The following is a 5208-nucleotide window of genomic DNA, read 5'->3' as shown; positions in this document are numbered from 1 at the left end:
AGCCTAAGCCTAAGCCTAAGCCTAAGCCTAAGCCTAAGCCTAAGCCTAAGCCTAAGCCTAAGCCTAAGCCTAAGCCTAAGCCTAAGCCTAAGCCCGGGCCGAGGTCCCAAGGGACCGAAGGCCCTGGGCAAGAGTCCGAAGGAGGCTCGAGAGGTAGACCTGAAGGTGTTGATGTCAGTCAGCACACGCCACACCTGCTGCTCTAGACGGACCCTGTCCGTCCTACAAAAATGAAGGACTCCTGTCCTTCTGTCCTGAAAAAGGCGGGAATTTTCCCGCCCAAAAACACACCGCGGCGCGCACACACCACGTCGGCATCGCCGCGCGCGCGGAAAAAACCGCCAAAAGGACTGCAAGAGGTCTTGCAGCAGCCGAAGCCACCACACAAAACCCCAAGCACGCCTCTGGCAAACTCAATCAAAACAAGCAAAGCGACAAACGAAGCTGGCAAGAACAACGCTACAAACGTAAGAGCTCCTCCACTCGGAGCTGCTCCAAAGAGAAAGGTGACGCCGAAATGGCCGCCAACTGCCGAGCTGGAACCGCAGCGCGATAGTGTCGCAAGAAGGTGGAACGAGAATGACGTGCCCGCTCCAAGGCGGGCGTCGCGTCCTGGCCGATCGCGTCCAACACAGAGCCCGAACGCCCCCGCAAAAGTGAATAATGATCAATGCGCACGTTGCCCAGCTCCCAAGCCGTCTCCTGTACCACATTGCTCACGCGCTCCTCTCCAAGCATCCGGTACACTCCCTGCTTCTTACGAAGCGACACAAGGAGGCCCACCGACTCCATGGTCGTCGCCTCCTGCTGCTCTGGTGGAAGTGAGTGAGACAAAGCTGGTGTCTGGACTGCGGACGCCTGGAGGCGCCGAAGGTACCAGTCCAGGAGGACGGCTGTGTCCACCTGAAGGGCGCCATCAGCCGAGAGCTGCACGTGACTCGCTCGAGGCCGCATCACCGTGATCAACGGCGACCAGTCCGACGAGAACGACGCTGGCCGGAGGTGGAACTCCTTCGGCCGGAAGATGCGGAACTGAAAGGCAGAGACGTCCGTCGATAACGCCACCTCGATGTCAGCCGCCTGCAGTTGCGCCCACGACATCTGCGCCTCGCCAACCAGGAAGCGCAAAGTGCGAACATCCAACCGAGCAATGTCCGACGGTCGCATGGCACCGTCAAGCATAAGCAGAAACGCCAAACGGCCCCGCAGATCTTTGGGGTTGCTCGTTGCAGAGAGCGGCTGCGCCACGAAGGTGTCCAAGAGCCCTCGAAGGTCGACCGGTGAACGAGCTTCTTCGTCCGGTGTTCCACAGGCTGCTTGTAGTCGATGCGCCCTCGTCTGTGCGCCAGACGCGAGAGAGATCACCTCGACATTCCGAGCGAGGCGAATTGTAGTAGACACGGCCTGGAGTCGGGAGCGGAGCTGTGTTGGCGAAAGTCGCGGGGTTGCTGCCCCCAGCGCCGCTGCGTAGTTGGTGAACGTGACGCTGTCGGCTTCGTCGACGCTCACCCCTATTGACACGCACCACTGCTCGAAGGCCGACCAAGCTGCGTCGTGGTGCCGGCCTTCGCGGTGGCGCCAGCGAGCGAGAACGTTGCGGACGGCATTCTCACAGAAGCCTCTTCGCTCCAGGTGGCGCCGCAGATAGGCGATGCGAGCATCGCCCACTGCACCGTCACCTGCATGTCCTGCTCCGCCGGTAGGCTCAGCAGCGGGTTCTGCGACGATAAGATGGCCGGAGGCGCGCACAGTAGGCGCGCCAGGAGGGTCCACCACGTGGCTGACGGCCACGCGGGGTGCACCAAGATAATGCGGCGCGTCCACCTCTCGTTGCGGATCTTCGCGAGGAACCTCGACAGGATGGCCGGTGGGGGGAACGCGTACAGTGCTACGCCGCTCGGCAGCTCCTCCTCCTTGACCGACAGCGCGTCCACGAAAAGCGCTCCTAGGGTGAAGCGAAGGGAGCCGAAGAGGCGCGTCTGCGCCGTCTGCGGGGACGCGAACATGTCGATGGTCTGGTCGGCGTCCAGGCGAAAGAATCGGCAGATAGCCTGGAAGAACTCTGGCCGCAGCTTGGCCTCCCCCAGTGGGTGAATCACCCGCGATGCTCTGTCCGCCTTGTCGTTGTCCTCTCCCGGGAGGTAGACAGCCTGCATATCTATCCGACGGGCGCGGAGGATGGCCCAAAGCTCCAGGGTCAGCATGGTGAGTGAGATCAGCTTGCCCCCCATGCGTCGAAGGTAGCTCGCCGCGCACGTGTTGTCGGTGCGCAGCAGTATCGATGTGTCGCGCAGGTCCTTCTGTTCGATGAACGCAGCCAGGGACCGCGTGGCCCCTGCCAACTCCTTGAACGTGATGTGGCGGCGGCGTTCTGCTCCAGTGAAGCGCGCCTGGAGGGACCACGGACCCATCGGGGAGCGGGCCAGGACTGCCCCATAGGCGTACCCGCTCGCGTCGGTGTCCAAGATATGCTCCGCCGGACGCTGGAGGATACCCCGTCCATGCCAGTGGGAGAGATGCTCCGCCCACTCCTTCGCTTCGATCATCGCACGGTCGTAGCCCCAGTCCGAGGGGTGCACTACTCCCTCGTAGGAGTTGGTGCGCCTGAGGATCGAGTACAGGAGCGACATAAGGCCGCTCATGTGCGCGCGAGCTCCGAAAATCGCCGCCGACGCCGCGATCAACTGGCCGATGAGGCGGCTGAGCAAGCGCGCCGTCACGCTGCTCGGGTGATGCCGCAGTTGGCCGTGCATCGTCTGTGCCGCCTGCGTCAACTTGCGCACCTTGTCTGCTGGCAGCTCGATCGTGAAGCTCTTGGTGTCCAGGATCCACCCGAGAAACTCGATGCGCTGCGTTGGGCGGATGATGCACTTCTCGCCCTTGATGTGTATGCCGAGGGACGCCAGCGTGTGGGCCACTAGTGGCCACTGTATCGACGCCTCGTGGGTGGAGACGAACACCAGTAGGCCATCGTCCACGTACAGCACTGCCGCCACGCCCGCTCGGCGCAGCTCCTTCATGACCGACTGCAGGAGGGTGTGTAGGCGACGTGGGCTCACGCAGAGCCCCATCGGACACGTGCGGTACCGGTACCAACGGCCCTTGTGTTGGAAGGAAAGGAAGGGTCGGAATGAGGGCTTGACCTCCAGGTGGTGGAAAGCCTCCGTCACATCGAATTGGCTCATCCAAGCATTCGGTGTTAGGAGATCGAGGACCTCCGGGAGGCCCGGCATCTGAAAGGGCTCGTCCTGGATGAAGGTGTTGAGGATCTTCAAGTTCAGCAACAATCTCCATGTACCCTTCTTCTTCTTGGGTATCGGGAAGGCTGTCGACGCCCAGCGCACGTCTTTGCGAGAAGTGCGCTCTATGACGCCGTCGCGTAGGCCGTTCTGGACCAGCATGTCCAGAGCGCGCTCCTCTACCTGCTCGCCAGAGAACACGCGCGGCTGCGACCGCTGTCGCGGTGGCCGTGAGGCCAACCATGTCCATGAGACTCCCCCCTCGTAGAGCCACCTCGGCGCTGAATGCACCAAACGTCGCCAGGCCTCCAAGGACCGACCAATGCTGAACCCAAACGCTGTCGTCCGCGCCTCCGCAAGCTTGTTGGTGACCTGGCGCTCGATCTCGTCCCAGTTCTCCGTTACTTTCGCTTCCGTTGGCCGTGCTTGCCCTGGTTGTTGCGCTTGCCCTTGGGGGCCGGTGCGTCTTTCCGGCCCCCGGAAAAATCACGCCTTTGAGCGGACGCGTCGTTTTCACGCCGACGCTTCGGTGGTGGTTCGTCCTCCGCCTCTTCGCGTCGCCGCTCAGAGCGTGCGCGCTGTGAGGCAGCGCTACCTCTGCGGGTTCGGGCACCTCGGTGTCCTGCACGACCGTTGCCTCGTCCCGCTCCAGCGCGAGGCGGGGGCTTCAGGTGCGCCGACACCGACGCCACGAAGCGCGTCCGCTCCTCGTGCTCCGTTGAAATCGACTGACGATACTCGTCGGTGATCAAAGAGAGGGAGCCCTCCGGCATGGTATCGATGAGCGTCTCGAGGTTCAGCGCCCGCGTGTACTGGTTGCGGAACGCCTTGGCGAAGTTTGCCACCGCGGCTGACGCCAGCGTGGCTGCGCGATGGGCTGCCTCGTGCCCGTTAGCGACGGACACGGACGGCTCGTCCTCGGACCAGTCCGCAATAACCTGCTGGAGGATGATTACCGCACGCAGAGTGTTCTGCGATGCGCGGTACGAGTCGGCCATCGCCTTGGTCCACTGCAGAAGCTCGCCGCGACGTTGAGGCGCAGATGCTAAGGGCGCCAAGTCGCGCGAGGACCAGGCGATTGTGCTCCGGGACACCTCGTTCGCGGATTCAGTGAGCCACGGAGCCCCTTCGAATGCCCGATCAGCGCACTCATCAGCAGCTGCCGCTGACATTGTAGGCCATACGATCGGGTTCGTCGAGAAGTAGGGCGGCTCCGAGTCGGACGCGACCTCGTCATCGTCCTCCTCCAACGGCATGTCCTCCACGGGAGGTAGACCTGGGCTGGCGCGGTTGGCAGGTCTACCTCTCGAGCCTCCTTCGGACTCTTGCCCAGGGCCTTCGGTCCCTTGGGACCTCGGCCCGGGCTGAGAGTCCATCAGGAGGCTCGTTCGGTCGACCTGTTCGTCCACCACATCATGGACATGCGCGTTGTGTGGGACACACCGCACCGCAGGCGGCTCGGTGTGCTCCATCTGCGACAGCAGGGCTGCGGCCTGACCAGAAGGGTCGGCCTCCCCTGGATTCGCAGCGGCATCCCGCTCGGGGGACACCTCATGGTCTCTAACGGGAATCCCGGAGACCGGAACCATCGGTGCTCTACGGCCATCGCCGGAGACCGGAGGCGGCCGCTCGGGAGACGGCGTGAGCCAGCCTCCGAGGGCCTTCAGCGTGCTTCCCAAAAAATGAGACATGGGAAGGTGTGTGGCTGAGGCTGCTGCAAGACCTCTTGCAGTCCTTTTGGCGGTTTTTTCCGCGCGCGCGGCGATGCCGACGTGGTGTGTGCGCGCCGCGGCGTGTTTTTGGGCGGGAAAATTCCCGCCTTTTTCAGGACAGAAGGACAGGAGTCCTTCATTTTTGTAGGACGGACGGGGTCCGTCTAGAGCAGCAGGTGTGGCGTGTGCTGACTGACATCAACACCTTCAGGTCTACCTCTCGAGCCTCCTTCGGACTCTTGCCCAGGGCCTTCGGT

General features: G+C 62.9%; 3 protein-coding genes. All 3 read right to left on the bottom strand.

What is annotated here, in order from left to right; translation table 11 throughout:
• A partial coding sequence (locus AAF184_24555) for a hypothetical protein (protein ID MEO0425528.1) occupies window positions 1-185 on the bottom strand: 185 nt, incomplete at its 3' end.
• 274 nt (window positions 186-459) lie between these two features.
• Entirely contained in the window at window positions 460-1260 is an 801-nt protein-coding gene (locus AAF184_24550; GenBank protein ID MEO0425527.1) for a hypothetical protein, read from the bottom strand.
• A 251-nt stretch (window positions 1261-1511) separates the two neighbouring features.
• Window positions 1512-3401: a reverse transcriptase domain-containing protein gene (locus AAF184_24545; GenBank protein ID MEO0425526.1), complete on the bottom strand. Its 1890-nt coding sequence runs from the start codon at window positions 3399-3401 to the stop codon at window positions 1512-1514.
• Window positions 3402-5208 lie beyond the last annotated feature (1807 nt).

Source organism: Pseudomonadota bacterium, from assembly GCA_039815145.1.
In the GTDB taxonomy this organism is placed as follows: Bacteria; Pseudomonadota; Gammaproteobacteria; order Steroidobacterales; family JBCBZW01; genus JBCBZW01.
The sequence above is the reverse complement of the archived record's forward strand: the minus strand, read 5'-3'. Positions and strand labels throughout refer to the sequence as shown.